Annotated in this window: 20 protein-coding genes; 14 read left to right on the plus strand and 6 right to left on the minus strand. The window is 70.3% G+C overall.

All coding sequences use genetic code 11. From position 1 onward, the window contains the following. Nucleotides 1–142: 142 nt before the first annotated feature. The gene (locus tag ABZT04_RS14730) at nucleotides 143–766 is read right to left on the minus strand and encodes a TetR family transcriptional regulator (protein WP_356056565.1); all 624 of its coding nucleotides are present in this window, start codon (nucleotides 764–766) and stop codon (nucleotides 143–145) included. A gap of 151 nt (nucleotides 767–917) precedes the next feature. On the opposite strand from ABZT04_RS14730, the gene ABZT04_RS14735 reads away from it, so the two are divergent. The 3 genes from ABZT04_RS14735 to ABZT04_RS14745 all read left to right on the plus strand — a co-directional run bounded on the left by ABZT04_RS14735 (nucleotide 918) and on the right by ABZT04_RS14745 (nucleotide 2661). Then, nucleotides 918–1085 carry a hypothetical protein gene (locus ABZT04_RS14735; protein WP_356056566.1) on the plus strand — a complete coding sequence of 56 codons (168 nt, stop codon included), beginning with the start codon at nucleotides 918–920 and terminating at the stop codon, nucleotides 1083–1085. A gap of 44 nt (nucleotides 1086–1129) precedes the next feature. After that, complete coding sequence (locus ABZT04_RS14740; RefSeq protein ID WP_356056567.1) at nucleotides 1130–1411, plus strand: DUF4190 domain-containing protein; 282 nt, start codon at nucleotides 1130–1132, stop codon at nucleotides 1409–1411. An 86-nt stretch (nucleotides 1412–1497) separates the two neighbouring features. After that, nucleotides 1498–2661 (plus strand): cysteine desulfurase family protein, encoded by a 1164-nt coding sequence (locus tag ABZT04_RS14745; RefSeq protein WP_356056568.1) that lies wholly within the window; start codon nucleotides 1498–1500, stop codon nucleotides 2659–2661. 103 nt (nucleotides 2662–2764) lie between these two features. Here ABZT04_RS14745 and ABZT04_RS14750 read toward each other — a convergent pair whose 3' ends face one another. Then, nucleotides 2765–4480: a multicopper oxidase domain-containing protein gene (locus ABZT04_RS14750; protein WP_356056570.1), complete on the minus strand. Its 1716-nt coding sequence runs from the start codon at nucleotides 4478–4480 to the stop codon at nucleotides 2765–2767. A 214-nt stretch (nucleotides 4481–4694) separates the two neighbouring features. Next, nucleotides 4695–5402, minus strand: coding sequence for an N-acetylmuramoyl-L-alanine amidase (locus tag ABZT04_RS14755; RefSeq protein WP_356056571.1), 708 nt, complete (start codon nucleotides 5400–5402; stop codon nucleotides 4695–4697). Nucleotides 5403–5462: 60 nt separating this feature from the next. Between ABZT04_RS14755 and mnmA the strand changes: the two genes are divergently transcribed. Continuing rightward, nucleotides 5463–6593, plus strand: coding sequence for a tRNA 2-thiouridine(34) synthase MnmA (mnmA, locus tag ABZT04_RS14760; protein ID WP_356056572.1), 1131 nt, complete (start codon nucleotides 5463–5465; stop codon nucleotides 6591–6593). 36 nt (nucleotides 6594–6629) lie between these two features. Here mnmA and ABZT04_RS14765 read toward each other — a convergent pair whose 3' ends face one another. Then, the gene (locus ABZT04_RS14765; protein WP_356056573.1) at nucleotides 6630–7409 is read right to left on the minus strand and encodes an alpha/beta hydrolase; all 780 of its coding nucleotides are present in this window, start codon (nucleotides 7407–7409) and stop codon (nucleotides 6630–6632) included. Between the two features lie 67 nt (nucleotides 7410–7476). Continuing rightward, the gene (locus tag ABZT04_RS14770) at nucleotides 7477–7800 is read right to left on the minus strand and encodes a DUF427 domain-containing protein (RefSeq protein WP_356056574.1); all 324 of its coding nucleotides are present in this window, start codon (nucleotides 7798–7800) and stop codon (nucleotides 7477–7479) included. Between the two features lie 50 nt (nucleotides 7801–7850). On the opposite strand from ABZT04_RS14770, the gene ABZT04_RS14775 reads away from it, so the two are divergent. From ABZT04_RS14775 to gatB, 9 genes are all read left to right on the plus strand, one after another. Continuing rightward, the gene (locus ABZT04_RS14775; RefSeq protein WP_356056576.1) at nucleotides 7851–8390 is read left to right on the plus strand and encodes a TIGR00730 family Rossman fold protein; all 540 of its coding nucleotides are present in this window, start codon (nucleotides 7851–7853) and stop codon (nucleotides 8388–8390) included. Between the two features lie 7 nt (nucleotides 8391–8397). Then, on the plus strand, nucleotides 8398–9096 hold the full coding sequence (locus ABZT04_RS14780) for an SDR family oxidoreductase (RefSeq protein WP_356056577.1): 699 nt from the start codon (nucleotides 8398–8400) through the stop codon (nucleotides 9094–9096). Between the two features lie 82 nt (nucleotides 9097–9178). Beyond that, complete coding sequence (locus ABZT04_RS14785) at nucleotides 9179–10186, plus strand: methionine synthase (RefSeq protein WP_356056578.1); 1008 nt, start codon at nucleotides 9179–9181, stop codon at nucleotides 10184–10186. A gap of 15 nt (nucleotides 10187–10201) precedes the next feature. Next, nucleotides 10202–12394 carry an NAD-dependent DNA ligase LigA gene (gene ligA / locus ABZT04_RS14790; RefSeq protein WP_356056579.1) on the plus strand — a complete coding sequence of 731 codons (2193 nt, stop codon included), beginning with the start codon at nucleotides 10202–10204 and terminating at the stop codon, nucleotides 12392–12394. A 270-nt stretch (nucleotides 12395–12664) separates the two neighbouring features. Then, nucleotides 12665–14920: a bifunctional diguanylate cyclase/phosphodiesterase gene (locus ABZT04_RS14795; RefSeq protein WP_356056580.1), complete on the plus strand. Its 2256-nt coding sequence runs from the start codon at nucleotides 12665–12667 to the stop codon at nucleotides 14918–14920. 99 nt (nucleotides 14921–15019) lie between these two features. Next, nucleotides 15020–15316, plus strand: coding sequence for an Asp-tRNA(Asn)/Glu-tRNA(Gln) amidotransferase subunit GatC (gatC, locus tag ABZT04_RS14800; protein ID WP_030231941.1), 297 nt, complete (start codon nucleotides 15020–15022; stop codon nucleotides 15314–15316). A 5-nt stretch (nucleotides 15317–15321) separates the two neighbouring features. After that, nucleotides 15322–16824 carry an Asp-tRNA(Asn)/Glu-tRNA(Gln) amidotransferase subunit GatA gene (gene gatA / locus ABZT04_RS14805; protein WP_356056581.1) on the plus strand — a complete coding sequence of 501 codons (1503 nt, stop codon included), beginning with the start codon at nucleotides 15322–15324 and terminating at the stop codon, nucleotides 16822–16824. Next, complete coding sequence (locus ABZT04_RS14810) at nucleotides 16821–17063, plus strand: hypothetical protein (RefSeq protein WP_019068646.1); 243 nt, start codon at nucleotides 16821–16823, stop codon at nucleotides 17061–17063. The genes gatA and ABZT04_RS14810 overlap by 4 nt, the downstream gene beginning before the upstream one ends. Nucleotides 17064–17078: 15 nt before the next feature. Beyond that, nucleotides 17079–18593, plus strand: a complete 1515-nt coding sequence (gene gatB / locus ABZT04_RS14815) for an Asp-tRNA(Asn)/Glu-tRNA(Gln) amidotransferase subunit GatB (RefSeq protein ID WP_356056582.1) — start codon at nucleotides 17079–17081, stop codon at nucleotides 18591–18593. 80 nt (nucleotides 18594–18673) lie between these two features. Here gatB and ABZT04_RS14820 read toward each other — a convergent pair whose 3' ends face one another. Continuing rightward, nucleotides 18674–19456 carry a methyltransferase domain-containing protein gene (locus ABZT04_RS14820; RefSeq protein ID WP_356056584.1) on the minus strand — a complete coding sequence of 261 codons (783 nt, stop codon included), beginning with the start codon at nucleotides 19454–19456 and terminating at the stop codon, nucleotides 18674–18676. Between the two features lie 117 nt (nucleotides 19457–19573). Between ABZT04_RS14820 and ABZT04_RS14825 the strand changes: the two genes are divergently transcribed. Next, nucleotides 19574–19867 carry a hypothetical protein gene (locus ABZT04_RS14825; protein WP_356056585.1) on the plus strand — a complete coding sequence of 98 codons (294 nt, stop codon included), beginning with the start codon at nucleotides 19574–19576 and terminating at the stop codon, nucleotides 19865–19867. Nucleotides 19868–20069: the final 202 nt, after the last annotated feature.

The raw sequence follows: 20069 nt of genomic DNA on the forward strand, positions 1-20069 counted from the left end.
TGTCGCTCTTCCCGAACGTCATGCCGTCCTCGCTCAACGCGGACTGGAACCTCACGGTCACCAACGCCTCGTCGAGCCCGTACACCCTGAAGGGAACACCGGGTGCGCCGCCCCTGTCGCCTCTTTCGTGTGCCCCGTCCCCTCAGCCGAGCCAGTGCCGGCGGCCCACGCTGATCAACCGCATCTGGCGGGTGGCGAGTTGAGCCACCTGCTCGCGCTCCTCGTCCGAGGTCTCCAGCGCCTCCAGGAAGAGCGAGGCCGTGATGAGCATCTGGTCGACGTAGAGATGGGCGAGCATCAGCAGGTCGGAGTCGTGCCAGCCGCTGGATTCGGGGTCCTTGGCGAGTTCGGCCTTCACCTCCTCGGCGAACCGGGCGAGCTGGTCCCGGATGGCCTCCCGTACCGGCTGGACCCCGCCGTGCCGCTCGCGCGCGATGAAGCGGACGTGGGCCGGGTAGGTGTCCACATGGTCGGCGATCAACCGGACGGCGCGCGTGATGCGTTGGTCGCTGTCCGCCGGGGCCACCGTCTGCCGGATCATCGGATGCAGACTGCCCAGCGCCTCCTCGACGAGCGCCACTCCGAGATCGGCCGTGGACCGGAAGTGCCGGTAGAAGGCGGTCGGGGCTACGCCGACGGCCCGGGTGACCTCGCGCAGGCCCAGACTGCTCAGGCTCTGCTCCTCCAGCAGCCCCAACGCGGCGTCCAGCAACGCCTGTCGGGTCTTCTGCTTCTGTACCTGCCGGATGCCGAGGGTGTGACTCATGTCATCCAGTTAACAACTGTTCTCCGGAATTGAAAAGTCGTCCGACGCGCTAGACTCGAAGTCAGTGAACAACTGTTACTACAACCGTTCACCGAAACTTAACCAGAGTCCACGAGGCTCACGAGAGTCATCTCGGAGGGGGATCCATCCCATGCTGTTCCTCGTCGTAGCACTGCTCCTGCTCGGCGTCGTGATGGGCACCGTGGCCCACGCACCGCTCGCCTTCACCGCCGTCGCCGCCACCGTCATCGCCGTATGGCTGGGCATCTTCGCGCTCCGCGAGCGCCACGGCCGCCGTAGCCGTACGTCCGCCAACTGACCGCCCGTCCATCCGCCCGCCCGATCACCGGGAGCTGACCCACCATGCAACTCACCGCACCGGCAACCAGGACCGCCGCCGTCAAGCCCACCGGCCGTCGTGACGCCGACGGCATGGCCGTCGCGTCCTTCATCCTCGGCCTCGTCGGCCTGCTCGTGCTCAACGTGTTCCTCGGCCCGATCGCCATTGCCCTGGCCGGCGTGGCGCTGTGGCGCGGCACCGCCCGTCGCGGCCGTGCCTTCCTCGGCCTCGGACTCGGCATCGCCGATCTGCTGGTCCTCGTCGCCTTCATGCAACTGGACAGCACCGTCTCCTGGAGCTTCTAGAGCCCGGGGGAGTGACGGCCACGACGTGGTGACAAGCGGCCCGCCCCGTCGGGGCGCCCACCGGGGCCCGTAGAATCGGCGTCACCATGGCATACCTCGACCACGCCGCGACCACCCCGATGCTTCCCGAGGCAGTCGAGGCGATGACGGCCCACCTGAGCATCACGGGCAACGCCTCCTCCCTCCACGCGTCCGGCCGCAAGGCCCGCCGTACGGTCGAAGAGGCCCGGGAGACCCTCGCCGAAGCGCTCGGCGCCCGACCCAGCGAGGTCGTGTTCACCTCCGGCGGCACCGAGGCCGACAACCTCGCGGTGAAGGGCCTGTACTGGTCCCGGCGCGACGCCGACCCGGCCCGCACCCGCGTCCTGGCCAGCCCCGTCGAACACCACGCCGTCCTGGACGCCGTCCACTGGCTGGGCGAGCACGAGGGCGCCACCGTCGAGTACCTCCCGGTCGACTCCCACGGCCGCGTCCACCCCGAGGTCCTGCGCGAGGCCATCGCCCGCAACCCCGACGACGTGGCCCTGGCCACCGTGATGTGGGCCAACAACGAGATCGGGACCGTTCTGCCGGTCCGTGAACTGGCCGATGTGGCCCAGGAGTTCGGCGTCCCGCTGCACTCCGACGCGGTCCAGGCCTTCGGTCAGGTCCCGGTCGACTTCGCCGCCTCCGGCCTCGCCGCGATGACGGTCTCCGGCCACAAGATCGGCGGGCCGTACGGCATCGGCGCCCTGCTGCTGGGGCGCGAGTACACCCCCGTGCCCGTCCTGCACGGCGGCGGCCAGGAACGCCATGTCCGCTCCGGCACCCTCGACGTCCCCGCGGTCGCCTCCTTCGCGGTGGCCGGCCGCCTCGCCGCCGAACAGCGCGAGTGGTTCGCCCGCGAGATCGGCGCCCTCCGCGACGACCTGGTCTCGGCCGTCCGTACGGCGGTCCCGGACGCGATTCTCGGCGGGGACCCGGTGGACCGGCTCCCGGCCAACGCCCATTTCACGTTCCCGGGTTGTGAGGGCGACTCGCTCCTGCTCCTCCTGGACGCCCAGGGCATCGAGTGCTCCACCGGCTCGGCCTGCACGGCGGGCGTCGCCCAGCCCAGCCATGTCCTGCTCGCCACTGGCACCGAACCGGACCTGGCCCGCGGCACCCTGCGCCTCTCCCTCGGCCACACCTCCACGGAGGCCGACGTGGACGCCGTGGCGAAGGCGATCGGCCCCGCGGTGGAACGCGCGCGTGCCGCCGGGCTGACCTGACCCGGACATACGTCGGACCGGGAAGAGGCCGCCGACTCTCCCCGGTCCGAGGTGTCCGGCGTCCACGGGGGAGGCCGACGCCGGACAACCTGCATCGCCTGAACTAGTCGTCCGTCGCGCTGGCGCTCGCGGTCGCCGTGGCGGTCGAGTCGTCCGTCGCGGTCGCCGAGGCGCTCGCGCTCGCGGACGCGCTCGCGCTCGCACTGGCCGTGGCCGTGGAGTCGTCGGACGTGTCGGTACTGGTGGTGCTCGTGCCGTCGTCCGTGATCATGAGGGAGGCCATCATGCCCTCGTCCTCGTGCTGGAGCAGATGGCAGTGGAGCATGTACATATAGGTGTCGTCGGCGAAGTCGGTGAACTCCATGGCGATCTTGATCGAGCCGCCGCCGACCACCTCGTAGGTGTCGTACCAGCCCAGTTGGACCCCGGTGGGATCCTCGCCGTTGATGGAGATCAACTGATACGGCACGTCGTGCAGGTGGAACGAGTGTTCCAACTGGGTGGAGTTCTGGATCGTCCAGATCTCCTTCGAGCCGAGCGTCGTACTGATCATCGCCATCGCGGCCATGGTGGTGCCGGCCGAGCCGTCGATCAGCATGGTGGCGCCGTTCTGGCCCAGGGTGATCGTCCGCGCGGTGAAGTCGCTGGTGTCGTAGCGCTCGATGGTGTTGAGGGTGCTCGGCAGGTCGGCCGGGGTGTCGCTGCCGCTTGCCGTGATCGCGAGGACGTCGTAGGTGCCGCTGCCGCCGCGGATCCAGCCGGTGGTGATCACGGCCTGGAGGGTGGCGTCCGCGGTGAGGTCCATGACGAACTCGGCACGGGCGCCCGCCACCAGACGGATCGTGGTCACTTCGGCGGCCTCGGCCAGGTAGCCCTGGTCGGAGGTGATCTGGGTGAGGGTGCCGCCGTCGCTGCGCTGGATGGTGATGATGTCGGACGGCGAGGCGTTCAGCGCGCGGAATCGGGTCCGGGTCTTGGTCGCGGTGAAACCGAGCGTGGTGGAGTCCACGTTGGTTCCGTTGAGCAGGAGGGGGAACGTGGTGGTGCTCAGCCGGTAGCCGGCCGCGTCGTACTTGATGTCACCGGTGTCGTCGACGGCGAGGCACTGGAAGATGAGCGGGATGTCGTCGACGCCGTAGTCGCTGGGCAGCGCGGCGGAGGTGTCCGTGGAGTCCTCGACGATGATCATGCCGGCCAGACCGTGCACGGCCTGCTGGGCGGTGGTGCCCAGGGCGTGCGGGTGGTACCAGAGCGTGGTGGCCGGGTCCTTGACCGTGAACGTGGGCGACCAGGTGGTGCCGTCGGAGAAGGCGACCTGGGGGCCGCCGTCCATCTTCGCCGGGACGTGGGCGCCGTGGAAGTGGACCGTGGTGTCCGCGCCGATGCTGTTGGTGATGTTGAGCAGGACCTCGTCGCCGTTGGTCCACTTCATGGTGGGGCCCAGGAAGTCCTGGTTGTAGCCCATCGTGGTGCTGGTGACGCCCGAGATCACCTCGTGGGTGCCGGTCTTGGCCTCCAGGGTGAAGGTGGTGACGCCGCTGGTGGTGGTGCCCTCCAGGAGGTCCGGGATGGTGAGGGTGCTGTCCGCCGCGGAGGCCTTGTTCTTCGCCGCGTCGTTCAGCAGCGAGAAGGCGCCTCCGGCCGCGGCGACCGCCGCGATACCGGCTCCGGCCATCCCGCCGAGGAACTTGCGCCGGTGCAGACCCTTGCCCCGGGCCGCGGTGTCCTTGCTGTGATCGCGCTTCTCGGCCGTGGTTTTGCGGTGGTTGCCCTTGCTGTCTCTGGTCGCTTCGGACGCGGGCTCGCTGGTGTGTGTCATGCGGCCAGAGATTTGACCTAAGGGCTGTGTAAAGACTGGGCGACAGTTAGTAGTCAGCAGGGCAAGCTGTGAAAGGTAAGCGTGCACGATCCCTCCACAACTCCCTTGCATCTCAAGGCGAGTTGGCGTACCCCAGGTCACATCCGGAGCGAGGGACGCATCGGACACCGCCGTAACTGAAACGACTCATAGCCAAAGCGAGGTGTGACCAGCGTCACACTTGCGTCCGGTGTGCCCGCTTTACCAGCGCCATGTACCGGTCCCAGTCCCAGTACCGCCCCGGGTCCGTGTGATCGGTTCCCGGCACCTCCACATGGCCGATGACGTGCTCCCGGTCGACGGGGAAGCCGTAGCGCCGGCATATCGCCGCCGTCAGCCGCGCGGAGCCCGCGTACATCGCGTCGGTGAACGAGGACGCCCGCTCCACGAAGCCCTCGTGCTCGACGCCGACACTGTGTTCGTTGTACTCCCGATTGCCCGCGTGGAAGGCCACGTCCAGCTCGCGGACCATCTGCGTGACGTGCCCGTCCTTGCGCACGATGTAGTGCGCCGCCGCCTGGTGGTCGGGGTCCTGGAAGGCCTTCACCGCACTGTCGAAACCGCCCTGCGTGACATGGATGACCACCCGGTCTATCGGGTAGTCGTCAGGCCGGTCCGCCCGCCGGTAGTTCGCCGAGGACGCGGCCACCCACGAGGCACTCGGAAAGTCCACCGCGCCCGGTGTCCGCGGCTTCTCCACTCCGGGCAGCCGCCACCACAGCCGTGACAACTCCTCCCGCGCCAGCACGGCCGTCCCCGCGGCGGCCACGGCCCCGCCGATCAGCAGCGCGCGCCGCCCGGGCCGCCGACCCGGGGCGCCCTCAGCCGTCCCCTCGCTTTTGGCGTCCCCGCTTTTCGCGTCCTTGCTCTTCGTCTCCCCCATGTGATCTTCAACGGATACTCGCGGGTCCCGGTTCCCGGCGACCCGTACCCTGGAAGGGTTATGACTGAGACCTCGCAGCGCCCCCGCCCCCTTCGCGTACTCGCCGCCATGTCGGGCGGAGTCGACTCCGCCGTCGCCGCCGCCCGGGCCGCCGAAGCCGGCCACGACGTGACCGGCGTCCACCTCGCGCTCTCCGCGAACCCGCAATCGTTCCGCACGGGCGCGCGTGGCTGTTGCACCATCGAGGATTCAAGGGACGCCCGCCGGGCCGCCGACGTCATCGGCATCCCGTTCTACGTCTGGGACCTCGCCGACCGCTTCCGCGAGGACGTCGTGGAGGACTTCGTCGCCGAGTACGAGGCCGGCCGCACCCCGAACCCCTGCCTGCGCTGCAACGAGAAGATCAAGTTCGCCGCGCTCCTCGACAAGGCGCTCGCCCTCGGCTTCGACGCGGTCTGCACCGGCCACTACGCCCAGGTGATCGTGAACGAGGACGGCACCCGCGAGCTGCACCGCGCCTCCGACATGGCCAAGGACCAGTCGTACGTCCTCGGCGTCCTGGACGAGAGGCAGCTTGCGCACGCCCTGTTCCCGCTCGGCGACACGGTGACGACGAAGGACGAGATCCGCGCGGAGGCCGAGCGGCGCGGCCTCGCGGTCGCCAAGAAGCCCGACTCGCACGACATCTGCTTCATCGCCGATGGCGACACCCAGGGCTTCCTCGCGAACCGCCTCGGCAAGGCCGAGGGTGACATCGTCGACGAGTCCGGCTCCGTCATCGGCTCGCACGAGGGCGCGTACGGCTTCACCATCGGCCAGCGCAAGGGCCTGCGCATCGGCACCCCGGCCGCCGACGGCAAGCCGCGCTACGTCCTGGACATCTCCCCGGTCGACAACACCGTGACGGTCGGTCCGGCCGCCTCGCTGGACGTCAGCGGCCTGACCGCCGTCCGCCCCCGCTGGTGCGGCACGGCCCCGACCGGCCCCGGCACCTACACCGCCCAGCTCCGCGCCCACGGCGGCGAGACCGAGGTCACCGCCGAACTCGTCGACGGCACCCTGGAGGTGTCCTTCACCGAGCCGGTACGGGGCGTGGCCCCCGGACAGGCGATCGTGCTGTACGACGACACGCGCGTGGTCGGCTCGGCGACCATCGCGACGACCACGCGCGCGGCGACCGCCCTGGCGTGACCCTCAGGGGCACGCCGTTTTCGGGGCACCGCGCGGTCAGCGCGTGAAGAACTCCGTGAGCAGCGGCGCCAGGACGGCCGGGTCCACCATGTGGGTCTGACCGTCCAGCGTGCGATACGTCCCCTCCGGCGCCGCGTCCGCCACGGCCCGCGCGGCCTCCCGCATCCACTCCGCGCTCGCGCCGCCCGCGATCGTGAGCACCGGGACGGACAGGGAAGCCAGCCGCTGCGCCGGCACCAGACCGTCGCCCATGGCCGCGTCGTCGTAGGCGAGGGTGGGGGCGACGGCCTCCATGCCGGGCCACATGGGGGAGTTGCGGGCGCCCTCGATCATCTGCGGGGGTGCGCCGGTGAGCGCCATGAACAGCTCGACGGCATCACCGCGGCGGCCCTCGGCGAGCAGTGCCGTGAGCCGCTCGGTGTACTCGGCGCGCTCCTTCGCGCCGCTCGCGTCGAGGGCGAACGGCGGCTCGTAGAGGGCGACTTGGGTGACCGGTAGGCCACTCGCCGCCGCGTGCAGGACCAGGGCGGCACCGGAGGAGTGGCCGTACAGGGCCGCACTGCCGCCCACGGCGTCGATCAGCGCCGCGAGGTCCTCCACCTCGCGGGCCACCGCGAACGGGGCCGTGTCGCCGCTGGCGCCACGACCCCGGCGGTCGTACGGGACGGCGCGGAACCGGTGCGCGAGCTGAGCGGCGAGCGGCAGCAGCCCCTCGCCCGTCGTCATCGCGCCGCCCACCAGGACGACGGGCGGACCCGCGCCGATGCACTCGTACGCGATGGCGGTGCCGTCGCGCGAAACAGTCTTCTTGTCCATGACTGTGAAGACTGCCGAAGGAGCGGAGACTAATCGGTCACGACACTGCCACTCCCCGCACTTCTACTCACAACACTTCTACTTCGTAGAAGCAGAGGTGGTCCTTGATCTGCGCGACGTCGGGCTTGGGGTCGGGGTACGCCCACACCAGGTCGGCCGCGTCGGGCAGCGACCAGTAGGACGCGTCGCCCTTGAAGGGGCAGTGGGTGTGGGTCGCGGAGGGGGTCAGGAGGTCCAGGCGTACATCCTCCGGAGGTATGTAGTACCGGACCGGACAGCCGGTCTCCCTCAGGACGAGGGGGCGGTCGCTCTCCGCCAGCACCTGGTCGCCGTGGACGACGCGTACGCGGCGGTCGCCCTGCTCGATCGTGATCGTGTGTCCGTCAGCCATACCGGAAAAGCACTCGCGGGCCCGTGGTTCTTCCCGCGTACGGTGACGACATGAAGATCTGTGTGTTTCTCTCCGCCGCCGATCTCGACGAGCGTTACACGGGCCCCGCGCGGGAGTTCGCCGAACTGCTCGGCAAGGGCGGGCACACGCTCGTGTGGGGCGGATCCGATGTCGGCCTGATGAAGGTGGTCGCCGACGGTGTGCAGGCGGCCGGTGGACGGCTGGTGGGCGTGTCGGTGGGCTTCCTGGCGGCGAAGGCGAGGCCGGGCGCCGACGAGATGGTGATCGCGGGCGACCTCGCGGAGCGCAAGAGGCTCCTCCTGGAGAAGGCCGACGCCGTGGTCATCATGGTGGGCGGCACCGGGACGCTCGACGAGGCGACGGAGATCCTGGAGCTGAAGAAGCACGGCCACACCGACAAGCCGGTCGTGCTGCTCAACACGGCGGGCTTCTACGACGGCCTGAAGACCCAGTTCCGGCGCATGGAGGACGAGGGCTTCCTGCCCGTCCCGCTCACCGACCTGGTGTTCTTCGCGGAGGAGCCGGTGGGGGCGCTGGCCTACCTGGAGGAGAGTCAGGGCATCGAGTGATGCGAGCATGGCGGGCATGGCTACACATGTGATCACCGGGGCCGGTTCGGGCATCGGCGCGGCCGTCGCCCGCAGGCTGCACGCGCGCGGGGACGAACTCGTGCTCCACGCGCGCGACGCGGGCCGCGCGAAGGAACTGGCGGCGGAGTATCCCGGGGCGAGCACCCTGGTCGGCGACCTCGCCGACCCGGACCGGCTCAGTTGGGCCTTCTCGCACCAGAGCCTGCCCGACCGGGTGGACACGCTCCTGCACATCGCCGGGGTCGTCGACCTGGGCCCGGTGGGCGAGTTGACCCCCAAGTCCTGGCGCCACCAGCTCAACGTCAACCTGATCGCCCCCGCCGAGCTGACCCGCCACTTCCTGCCCCAACTCCGGGTGTCCGGCGGCCATGTGCTCTTCGTGAACTCCGGCGCGGGCCTGCGGGCGAGCGCCGACTGGTCCGCGTACGCCGCCTCCAAGCACGGCCTGAAGGCCCTGGCGGACTCCCTGCGCCACGAGGAACACGGGAACGGCGTCCGCGTCACCTCGGTCTACCCCGGCCGCACCGCGAGCCCCATGCAGGCCAAGGTCCACCAGCAGGAGGGCCAGGAGTACGACCACGCGCGCTGGATCGACCCCGAGTCGGTCGCCACGACGATCCTGATGGCCCTCGACCTGCCGGCGGACGCGGAGGTCAACGATCTGACGGTGCGGCCGGGGCGGTGAGGCCGTGACGGGCGGGGGCCTCGAAGGGCTGGGTGTGTTCCGGCGGTGAGCCCGCCCCCTGCGGGTTACGTAGGCTGCCCGGGTGAGCAACAACAGCCAGTTCAGCTTCGGTCCCGCCACCGGTGTCGGTTCCCTGCCCGGTGAGGACGCCCGGGAGGCCGCGAAGACCGCTACCGGGGCCTTCGAGGACTTTCCGTTCCTGCCCGAGCTGCCCGCTCGGGGGCCCGGCGCGGACATGATCGGGCGGACCGCCGGGCTGCTCGTCGAGGTGTACGCGCGCGTGGAGCCCAGCGGGTGGCGGATCGGGGACCGGCCGGGGCGGGACACCAAGCGGGCCTGGGCGTGGCTGGGGGAGGACCTCGACGCGTTCGAGGAGTTCACGCAGGGGTACGAGGGCCCGCTCAAGGTGCAGGCCGTGGGGCCCTGGACGCTCGCCGCCACCCTGGAGTTGAGGAACGGCGAGGCCGCCCTCTCCGACCCCGGCGCCTGCCGGGACCTCGCCGGTTCGCTCGCCGAGGGCCTGCGCAACCACCTCGACGACGTGCAACGCCGCGTCCCCGGAGCCCAGATCGTGCTCCAGCTCGACGAGCCGTCCCTCATCGCCGTACTGCGCGGACAGGTCAGGTCCGCCAGCGGCTACCGCACCCACCGCGCCCCGGACCGCCAACTCGTCGAGGACACGCTCCGCGATGTCGTCGGCGTACACGCGGAAGGGCCCGTCGTCGTCCACTCCTGCGCACCGGACGTGCCGTTCGCCCTGCTGCGCCGGGCGGGCGCGGATGCGGTCTCCTTCGACTTCTCTCTCCTCACCGAGCGTGACGACGACGTGATCGGTGAGGCGGTGGAGGCCGGCACCCGGCTCTTCGCCGGTGTCGTGCCGGGCACGGACACCGCATTGTCAGACCCTGCCGGTAGCGTCATGGGTGTCAGGACGCTGTGGCGCAGGCTGGGGCTGCGACCGGGACTTCTCGCGGAGGCGGTCACCCTCACCCCGGCGTGCGGACTCGCGGGGGCCTCCCCGGAGTACGCGCGCCGTGCTCTCACCCACTGCGTCCAGGCGGCGAGATCCCTCGCGGACAACCCTGAGTAACGGGAGGACAACACGGTGGCCGGCGACAAGCAAGCGGAGACGACGGTGCCCGCAGAGGCACGGGAGAAGCACGCGCAGCTCGCTGAGCAGATCGAGGAGCACCGCTTCCGGTACTACGTGAACGACGCCCCGGTCGTCAGCGACGCGGAGTTCGACAAGCTCCTGCGCGCCCTGGAGGCGCTGGAGGAGGAGTATCCCGAGCTGCGTACGCCCGACTCCCCGACCCAGAAGGTCGCGGGGGCGTACGAGACGGAGTTCACCTCCGTCGTCCACCCCTCGCGCATGCTCTCCCTGGACAACGCCTTCGACGACCTGGAGCTCGCGGCCTGGGCCGAGCGCGTCCACAAGGACGTCGGCAGCTCCGAGTACCACTTCCTGTGCGAGCTGAAGGTCGACGGCCTCGCCGTCAACCTGACGTACGAGCACGGCCGCCTCACGCGCGCGGCGACCCGCGGCGACGGCCGCACGGGCGAGGACATCACGCCCAACGTCCGCACCATCGCGGAGATCCCGGACCGGCTGACCGGCGACCGCGTGCCCGACCTCGTGGAGATTCGCGGCGAGGTCTACTTCCCGATGGAGAAGTTCGAGGAGCTGAACGCCCGGCTGGTCGAGGCCGGCGACAAGCCCTTCGCCAACCCCCGTAACGCGGCGGCCGGTTCACTGCGCCAGAAGGACCCGCGCGTCACGGCCACCCGCCCCCTGCACATGGTCGTCCACGGCATCGGCACCCTGGCGGGCTTCGACCCCCTCACCCGCCTCTCCGAGGCCTACGACCTGCTGAGCACCTGGGGCCTGCCGACCTCGCCGAACAACAAGGTGGTCGACGACCTCGACGGCGTACGGGAGTTCATCCGGTACTTCGGCGAGCACCGCCACTCCGTGGAGCACGAGATCGACGGCGTGGTCGTCAAGCTCGACGAGATCCCCCTCCAGGGACGGCTCGGCTCCACCTCGCGTGCCCCGCGCTGGGCGATCGCGTGGAAGTACGCGCCCGAGGAGGTCAACACCAAGCTCGTCAACATCCGGGTGGGCGTGGGCCGTACGGGCCGGGTCACGCCGTACGCCCAGGTCGAGCCGGTCACGGTGGCCGGTTCGGAGGTCGAGTTCGCGACCCTGCACAACCAGGAGGTCGTCAAGGCCAAGGGCGTCCTCATCGGCGACACGGTGGTGCTGCGCAAGGCCGGTGACGTCATCCCGGAGATCCTCGGCCCGGTCGCCGACCTGCGTGACGGCAGCGAGCGGGAGTTCGTGATGCCCGCCGAGTGCCCCGAGTGCGGGACACCGCTGCGGCCGATGAAGGAGGGCGACATCGACCTCCGCTGCCCGAACGCCCGCACCTGCCCCGCCCAGTTGAGGGAGCGCCTCTTCTACCTCGCGGGCCGCAAGGCGCTGGACATCGACCACTTCGGTTATGTGTCGGCGGCGGCCCTCACCAAGCCGCTGGAGCCGGCCGACCCGCCGCTGCGTGACGAGGGTGACCTGTTCGGCCTCACCATCGAGCAACTGCTGCCCATCAAGGCGTACGTCCTCGACCAGGACAGCGGGCTGCCCAAGCGGGACCCGAAGACCGGCGAGGAGAAGATCGCGACGGTCTTCGCCAACCAGCAGGGCGAACCGAAGAAGAACGCGCTCGCCATGCTGGAGACCATCGCCGCCGCCAAGGAGCGTCCGCTCGCCCGCGTCATCACCGGTCTGTCGATCCGTCATGTCGGCCCGGTCGCGGCCGAGGCGCTGGCCCGTGAGTTCCGCTCGATCGAGCGTATCGAGCAGGCCACCGAGGAGGAGCTGGCGAACACCGGCGGCGTCGGCGCGATCATCGCCGCCTCCCTCAAGGAGTGGTTCGCCGAGGACTGGCACCAGGAGATCCTGCGCAAGTGGCGGGCCGCCGGGGTCCGGATGGAGGACGAGGGGTCCGGCGAGGACGAGGGCCCGCGTCCGCTCGAAGGGCTGACCGTGGTCGTCACCGGCACTCTCGAACACTTCACGAGAGACGGCGCCAAGGACGCCCTGCAGAGCCGGGGAGCGAAAGTGACCGGTTCTGTTTCGAAGAAGACGTCCTTCGTGGTCGTAGGTGACAATCCTGGTTCGAAGTACGACAAGGCCATGCAGGTCAAGGTGCCTGTGCTGAACGAGGACGGTTTCACCGTCCTGTTGGAGCAGGGCCCCGAGGCGGCCGCCGAAGTCGCGCTTCCGGTCGAGGAGTAGCGAGGAGCAGCGGTTGAAGGCCACCCGATCGGCGCATACCAGATGCATACGGGTGGCCGGGGCGCATTCGGGCAACCGTCCACGACCGCTGCCCGTGGAAGCCTTCTGCGGCCTACTGTTGAGGTGTGCACCTGCCGTGCCCGGCTGCGGTTGGGGCAGTCCCCTGCTCCTGGTGAGCCGGGGGAAGGGTTTTCCAAACGCGGTGCCGTTGACGGAAGTCGGGCAGCGGACCGCGTGGCGTGGGCACCGCCGGCTGTGAGAGGGACGGGAATGGAACCGACCGAGAGCGCCGCCCCGGACTCACTCCTGCGCCGGCTCACCGGCGCCTGGCGGGGGAGTCGCCCGGGTGCGCGACCCGTGGAGCGTCCGGGCGCACAGCCGCGTGCCACCGGACAGTACTCCACACCGGACGCGCGCCACGACGCACCGCTCACCCCCGACCACACCTCCGGCCTGCCGGACGGCGAAACCGGGCGGCACCTCACCTGGCCCGCCCTGCCCACGGCGGTCGTGGCCACCGCCGGATTCGTCCTGGGCGCCGGCTTCTTCCGGGCGTTCACCGGCGACCACGCGCTCTTCCCGTCCGGCGCCGTCGGCTGGTCGCTGGCCGTCCTGACCGGTGTCATCGTCGGTCACCTGGTCGCCCTCGGCCGCGCCCGCTGGTGGGGCGGCACCGGCTCGGGCGCCGCACTCACCCTCGGCGTCCTGCTGCTCTACGGCTGGGTCGCCGCCGGCATGGTCAGCCTCACCGTCGTCGTCCTGGTCGGCATAGCCCGGCGCCACCGCTGGCGCCAGGGCGTGCTGCACGGCGCGGTGGACATCCTCGGCATCGCCGCCGGAGCGCTCGTGCTGGGCGCCTTCGGCCGGGTGCCGTCCGTCGAGAAGCCGTGGAACCCCGACACCTGGACCGTCTACACCGCACCCGAAGTGGTCCTCGTCGCCGTCGCCTACCTCGCCGTGACCCGCACCCTGCTCTGGTATCTGCACGCCCCGGGCCACGGACTGCCCACGGCCGCCCGCACCGCCCTGCTGAGACAAGGGCTGGTCGCCGTCGCTCTGCTCGGCATCGCACCGCTGATCTGTGTGGTCGCCGTGGCCCAGCCGGTGCTGCTGCCCCTCTTCTCCATCCCGCTGATCGCCCTCGACTCCACCCTGTGGATGGCCCGCGCGAGGGCCGAGGAGCAACTGCGCGATCCGCTGACCGGACTGCCCAACCGGCAGTGGCTCCTTGAGCGCATCTGGACCGCCCTGGACGACGCCGAGCGCATCGGCGCCAAGGCCGCCCTCATGCTGATCGACCTCGACCGCTTCCGTTCGGTCAACGACACCCTGGGCCATCTCGCCGGTGACCGGCTGCTGTTGCAGATAGCCGACCGGCTGCGGGTGGCGCTGCCGCGCGGGGCGGAGGCCGCGCGGCTCGGCGGCGACGAGTTCGCCGTTTTACTGCCCGTCGCCGACTCCACGACGTCCGCGACCCGGGTCGCCCGCAACCTCGTCGCCGCGCTCAGCTCCCCGCTCGACCTCGACGGGCTCACCCTCGTCCTGGAGGCCAGCGCGGGCGTCGCCGTCTTCCCCGACCACGCCCTCGACGCCGAGGGGCTGCTGCGCCGGGCCGACGTCGCGATGTACCAGGCGAAGCGGGACCGTACGGGCGTGGAGGTCTACGAGTCCAAGCGGGACTCCAACACCCCGGACCGGCTCGGACTCCTCGGCGATCTGCGTCGCGCCCTCGACGCGCACGAGGTGCAGCTGCACTACCAGCCCAAGGTCCGCTTCGACGGCCAGGTCGCCGGCCTGGAGGCGCTGGTGCGGTGGGTGCATCCGGAGCGCGGGAAGGTGCCGCCGGACGAGTTCATAGCGATCGCCGAGTCGTCCGGGCTGATGCCCCATCTGACGGAGTACGTGCTCGACACCGCGCTCGCCCAGGTCGCCAGATGGCGCGCCCAGGGCCTGTTCGTGCCGGTCGCGGTGAACGTCTCCCCGCGCGATGTGCACACCCCCGGTTTCGCCGGATCGGTCGCCGCGCGCCTCGCCCGGCACGGCGTCCCGGCGGGCTCGCTCCAACTGGAGATAACGGAACACGTCCTCCTGGAGGACCCCCAGCGCGCCGCCGACACTCTCAACGGCCTCACCGGACACGGCGTGAAGATGTCCCTGGACGACTTCGGCACCGGCTACTCGTCCCTCGTGCATCTGCGTCGGCTGCCGGTCAGCGAGCTGAAGATCGACCGGTCCTTCGTGGCCCGGCTCGCGGTGGACACCGAGGACGCGGAGATCGTGCGCTGCACGGTGGATCTCGCCCACTCGCTCGGGCTGCTCGTCGTGGCGGAGGGCGTCGAGGACGACGAGACGTGGGAGCGGCTGCGGGACCTCGGCTGTGACGCCGTACAGGGGTGGCTGGTCGCCGCGGCGATGCCGCCGGAGGACATGACGGCGTGGCTGCTGGCGCGGGGGTCGCGGGGATGGCAGCGGCCCCGGGCGGCGCTGCCGGCCGCCGCCGCGGACGATCCGGGGCGGCTCGACTGACCGCCCCGGCAAAACCGTTTAACGGCTGAGGGGCCCCGCCCCATAGGATTGGCCGGGATTGGCCCCAAACCACACACACTCACCCCAGAGGAACGCTGCATGCCTGGCATCACGCGCGAGGAGGTCGCCCACCTCGCCCGGCTGGCGCGTCTGGAGCTGAAGCCCGAAGAGCTCGAACACTTCGCGGGACAGCTCGACGACATCATCGGCGCGGTCGCCCGCGTCAGCGAGGTCGCCGACCAAGACGTACCGCCGACCTCCCACCCGCTGCCGCTGACGAACGTCATGCGCCCGGACGAGGTCCGTCCCTCGCTCACCCCCGAGCAGGCGCTCTCCGGCGCCCCGGCCCAGGAGCAGCAGCGTTTCAAGGTGCCGCAGATCCTGGGGGAGGACTAATCACCATGACGGACCACAGCAGCATCATCCGGCTCACCGCCGCCGAGACCGCCGCGAACATCGCGTCCGGTGTGCTCACGGCCGTCGAGGTCACCGAGGCCCACCTCGCCCGTATCGAGGAGGTCGACGCGAAGGTGCACGCCTTCCTGCACGTCGACCGCGAGGGCGCCCTCGCGCAGGCCCGTGCCGTCGACGCGAAGCGGGCCAGGGGCGAGCAGCTCGGCCCCCTCGCAGGCGTCCCGCTCGCGCTCAAGGACATCTTCACCACGGAGGGCATCCCGACCACGGTCGGCTCCAAGATCCTCGAGGGCTGGATCCCGCCCTACGACGCGACGGTCACCAAGCGGCTGAAGGCCGCCGACGTGGTCATCCTCGGCAAGACCAACATGGACGAGTTCGCCATGGGGTCCTCCACCGAGAACAGCGCGTACGGCCCGACCGGCAACCCCTGGGACCTCACCAAGATCCCCGGTGGCTCCGGCGGCGGTTCCTCCGCCGCGCTCGCCTCCTTCCAGGCGCCCCTCGCGATCGGCACCGACACCGGCGGCTCCATCCGCCAGCCGGCCGCCGTCACCGGCACGGTCGGCGTCAAGCCGACGTACGGCGCGGTCTCCCGCTACGGCATGGTGGCGTTCTCCTCCTCCCTCGACCAGGGCGGCCCCTGCGCCCGTACGGTCCTGGACGCGGCCCTGCTGCACGAGGTCATCGCCGGACACGACCCGCTCGACTCGACCTCCATCGACGCCCCGGTCCCCCCGGTCGTCGAGGCGGCCCGCAACGGCAGTGTCGCGGGCATGCGCGTCGGCGTCGTCAAGCAGTTCCGCGGCGAGGGCTACCAGGCCGGTGTCATCCAGCGCTTCGACGAGTCCGTCGCCGTACTGAAGGAACTGGGCGCGGAGATCGTCGAGTTGGACTGCCCGTCCTTCGACCTCGCCCTGTCGGCGTACTACCTGATCGCGCCCTCCGAGTGCTCGTCGAACCTGGCCCGTTTCGACGGCCTGCGCTACGGCCTCCGGGTCGGCGACGACGGCACCCACTCGGCCGAGGAGGTCACCTCCCTCACTCGTGAGGCGGGCTTCGGCCCCGAGGTCAAGCGCCGCATCATGCTCGGCACCTACGCGCTGTCGAGCGGTTACTACGACGCGTACTACGGCTCCGCGCAGAAGGTCCGTACGCTCATCACCCGCGACTTCGAGAAGTCGTTCGAGAAGGTGGATGTGATCGTGTCGCCCACGACACCGACCACCGCCTTCCCGATCGGTGAGCGTGCCGACGACCCGATGGCGATGTACCTCGCGGACCTGTGCACCATCCCGACCAACCTGGCGGGCAACTCGGCCATGTCGCTGCCCTGCGGTCTCGCACCGGAGGACGGCCTCCCGGTCGGGCTGCAGATCATCGCCCCGGCCCTGAAGGACGACCGGCTTTACAAGGTCGGCGCCGCCGTCGAGGCCGCCTTCGTGGAAAAGTGGGGGCACCCGCTGCTTGAGGAGGCACCGTCGCTGTGAGCAACGCACTGTCGAAGGCCAAGGGCTTCAAGAAGTCCAAGTCCGGCACCTATGTGTCCATCGCCACCACCGCGTTCGGCGCGCTGGGTGTCGCCAAGCAGATCAAGAAGGCGCGCACCGAGCACGACACGCTCCGTCTGATCGACGCCACGGTCTCCGCCGTCGCGATCGTCACCGGCCTCGCCATCCTGTACCGCGAGCTGAAGCGGCTGGGCGACGACGACGTCCTGCTGGGCTGAGAGGGAAAGTTCACCGTGACCACCATGACCGACCTGGAGTCGTACGAGGACGCTCTCGCGTCGTACGACCCCGTCATGGGCCTTGAGGTCCATGTCGAACTCGGCACCAAGACCAAGATGTTCTGCGGCTGTTCGACCGAACTGGGCGCCGAGCCCAACTCGCAGACCTGCCCGACCTGCCTCGGCATGCCCGGCGCGCTCCCGGTCGTCAACGCGATCGGCGTCGAGTCCGCGATCAAGATCGGCCTCGCGCTGAACTGCGAGATCGCCGAGTGGTGCCGCTTCGCCCGGAAGAACTACTTCTATCCGGACATGCCGAAGAACTTCCAGACCTCCCAGTACGACGAGCCGATCGCCTTCAACGGCTACCTCGACGTCCAACTGGAGGACGGCGAGACCTTCCGGGTGCAGATCGAGCGCGCCCACATGGAGGAGGACACCGGCAAGTCGCTGCACGTCGGCGGCGCGACGGGCCGTATCCACGGCGCCTCGCACTCGCTGCTGGACTACAACCGCGCCGGCATCCCGCTCATCGAGATCGTCACCAAGCCGATCGAAGGTGCGGGCGAGCGCGCTCCCGAGGTCGCCAAGGCCTACGTCGCCGAGCTGCGCGAGCTGATCCGGGCGCTCGGGGTCTCCGAGGCACGGATGGAGCAGGGCCAGATGCGCTGCGACGTGAACCTGTCGCTGCGTCCGCACGGCCGCGAGAAGTTCGGCACCCGCAGCGAGACGAAGAACGTCAACTCGCTGCGCTCCGTGGAGCGTGCCGCCCGCTACGAGATCCAGCGCCACGCCGCGGTGCTGAACTCCGGCGGCACGATCATCCAGGAGACCCGCCACTTCCACGAGGACACCGGGTCCACGACCTCGGGCCGCGTGAAGGAGGAGGCGGAGGACTACCGGTACTTCCCGGAGCCGGACCTGGTGCCGGTGGCTCCCTCGCGCGCGTGGGTCGAGGAGATCCGTGCCGGGCTGCCCGAGCAGCCGCTGGCCCGCCGCAACCGGCTGAGCGAGGAGTGGGGGATCACCGCCTTCGACATGCAGTCGATCCTCAACGCCGGTGCCATCGACTCCATCGTCGCCACGATCGACGCCGGTGCCGACGCGGCCTCCGCCCGCAAGTGGTGGATGGGTGAACTCGCGCGCAGCGCCAACGAGTCGGGCAAGGCGCTCGACGAGCTGCCCATCACGCCCGAGCAGGTCGCCCGGGTCACCGCGCTGGTCAACTCCGGTGACCTGAACGACAAGCTGGCCCGCCAGGTCATCGAAGGCGTCCTCGCCGGCGAGGGCACCCCGGACGAGGTCGTCGAGAAGCGCGGCCTGAAGGTCGTCTCCGACGACGGCGCCCTCACCACCGCCGTCCAGGAGGCCATCGCAGGCAACCCGGGCATCGCCGACAAGATCCGCGGCGGCAAGGTGGCGGCGGCCGGCGCCCTGGTCGGCGCGGTCATGAAGGCCACCCGAGGCCAGGCCGACGCGGCCCGCGTCAAGGAACTCATCCTTGAGCAGTTGGGCGTCAGCGAGGGCTGACACGGTCGTAGGGAATCAACTGCCCTGGGGGGATGCATCGGTTGCGATGCATCCCCCCAGGTGTGTCATCAGGCGTGCGATCAGGTGCGGCGCCCGACCACCCGCACGAAGCCAAGCGTGCGCCCTTCGTCGGCCCGCACCAGCTCCACCGACTCACGGGCCATGCGCGCCATCCAGTCGTAGGGACTCTCCTCGGCGCACACCTCGCTCCACAGCAGCCAGTCCTTCCAGCCGTCGGGCTGCCAGTCGGCGGCCTCGACCTCCACGGTCCCGCCGCGGGTCCAGTGGCGGCGCCACCAGTCGGGGGAGTGGAAGGCCCAGAAGCCGGGGTCCCAGAAGGGTTTCAGATGCTCGGGCGGTTCGTCGCCGGGCAGTTCCTCCCGGAGCGCGGGCATCACCACGCCGATCCGCCCGCCGGGCTTCAACAGCCGGGTCAGCGTGGGCAGATAGAGGTCGGCGGTGCCGAAGTACTGATACGCGTCGATCGACACGATCGCGTCGAAGGTGCCCTCAGCGAAGGGCAGGTCGTGCGCCTCCACGTGCATGGGCAGCACGCGGTCGGCGACGCCCGCCTCGGCGATCCGTACGGCGTTGTCGTCGGGCTTCACCCACAGGTCGGCGGCGGTGACCTGGAGGTCGTACTCCCTGGCGAGGAAGACGGAGGTCATGGCGCGTCCGCAGCCGAGGTCGAGCACCCGCGCGCCCGGGCGCAGGGTGTCGAGGCCGAGGGCGGGGGCGAGCCACTCCAGCAGCCACAGCGCGTGCGGGCCCATCTGGTTCTCGATGGTCCAGCGGGCGTCGTAGCCGTTGCTGCGCGGGTAGCGGGGATGGGTCAGGCGGTCGGTCAGGTCGGTGTCGGACATCGGTGAACGGGCTCCTCCGGTTCTGCGTAGCTTCCTGGGGGAGAGCAACGAGATTGTGGAGGACGTCGGTTGGCCGCGCATCAGGTTTCTCAGGAGGACGCGCTACGCTCGCCCGCCATGGACGCACGCGGAGATTCCGAGATACCGGACTTCGGGGATCCGGCACTGGACGCGCGACGGGCCCGTTGGACATCGGCCCTGACCGGTGCCGTGCTGGCCCTCGCGGGTGTGGCGGCGGCGGCGCTCCGGGCCAGTGGGTCCGCGCCCGCGCTCGTACCGGCCGCCTATGCCCTGGGCGCGGCGGTGTGCGCGCTCGCGTCGGTCCTCGGCTCCCGGGGTCGTACCAGACGAGCCCTGTGGCTGTTGGTCGTCGGGGCGATGGTGATGGCGCTGGGGGACCAGTTCGACTGAGGCGACAGCCGAGGTGACAGAGTTCCCGTTACTGTCCTGTGATCTGCCTCCCACTCCCGTGATCCGGTGCACGAACGCCCTGAACGATCACATTCTGCTGCAAGAGTGTGCCTCGTACTGCTCATGCGTTCTTTGCGGGCTGTTCATCCCTTGAACGAGTTTTCCCGGCCAAAGATCCACAATTCACCACCCCCGGGAGCAC

This window comes from Streptomyces sp. NPDC005492 (genome assembly GCF_040605995.1).
Classification (GTDB): Bacteria; Actinomycetota; Actinomycetes; order Streptomycetales; family Streptomycetaceae; genus Streptomyces.

Excerpts from the sequence above, each read along its gene's own strand:
- ABZT04_RS14730 (WP_356056565.1), bottom strand. The coding sequence starts at position 766 with ATGAGTCACACCCTCGGCATCCGGCAGGTACAGAAGCAGAAGACCCGA.
- ABZT04_RS14735 (WP_356056566.1), top strand. The coding sequence starts at position 918 with ATGCTGTTCCTCGTCGTAGCACTGCTCCTGCTCGGCGTCGTGATGGGC.
- ABZT04_RS14740 (WP_356056567.1), top strand. The coding sequence starts at position 1,130 with ATGCAACTCACCGCACCGGCAACCAGGACCGCCGCCGTCAAGCCCACC.
- ABZT04_RS14745 (WP_356056568.1), top strand. The coding sequence starts at position 1,498 with ATGGCATACCTCGACCACGCCGCGACCACCCCGATGCTTCCCGAGGCA.
- ABZT04_RS14750 (WP_356056570.1), bottom strand. The coding sequence starts at position 4,480 with ATGACACACACCAGCGAGCCCGCGTCCGAAGCGACCAGAGACAGCAAG.
- ABZT04_RS14755 (WP_356056571.1), bottom strand. The coding sequence starts at position 5,402 with ATGGGGGAGACGAAGAGCAAGGACGCGAAAAGCGGGGACGCCAAAAGC.
- mnmA (WP_356056572.1), top strand. The coding sequence starts at position 5,463 with ATGACTGAGACCTCGCAGCGCCCCCGCCCCCTTCGCGTACTCGCCGCC.
- ABZT04_RS14765 (WP_356056573.1), bottom strand. The coding sequence starts at position 7,409 with ATGGACAAGAAGACTGTTTCGCGCGACGGCACCGCCATCGCGTACGAG.
- ABZT04_RS14770 (WP_356056574.1), bottom strand. The coding sequence starts at position 7,800 with ATGGCTGACGGACACACGATCACGATCGAGCAGGGCGACCGCCGCGTA.
- ABZT04_RS14775 (WP_356056576.1), top strand. The coding sequence starts at position 7,851 with ATGAAGATCTGTGTGTTTCTCTCCGCCGCCGATCTCGACGAGCGTTAC.
- ABZT04_RS14780 (WP_356056577.1), top strand. The coding sequence starts at position 8,398 with ATGGCGGGCATGGCTACACATGTGATCACCGGGGCCGGTTCGGGCATC.
- ABZT04_RS14795 (WP_356056580.1), top strand. The coding sequence starts at position 12,665 with ATGGAACCGACCGAGAGCGCCGCCCCGGACTCACTCCTGCGCCGGCTC.
- gatC (WP_030231941.1), top strand. The coding sequence starts at position 15,020 with ATGCCTGGCATCACGCGCGAGGAGGTCGCCCACCTCGCCCGGCTGGCG.
- gatA (WP_356056581.1), top strand. The coding sequence starts at position 15,322 with ATGACGGACCACAGCAGCATCATCCGGCTCACCGCCGCCGAGACCGCC.
- ABZT04_RS14820 (WP_356056584.1), bottom strand. The coding sequence starts at position 19,456 with ATGTCCGACACCGACCTGACCGACCGCCTGACCCATCCCCGCTACCCG.
- ABZT04_RS14825 (WP_356056585.1), top strand. The coding sequence starts at position 19,574 with ATGGACGCACGCGGAGATTCCGAGATACCGGACTTCGGGGATCCGGCA.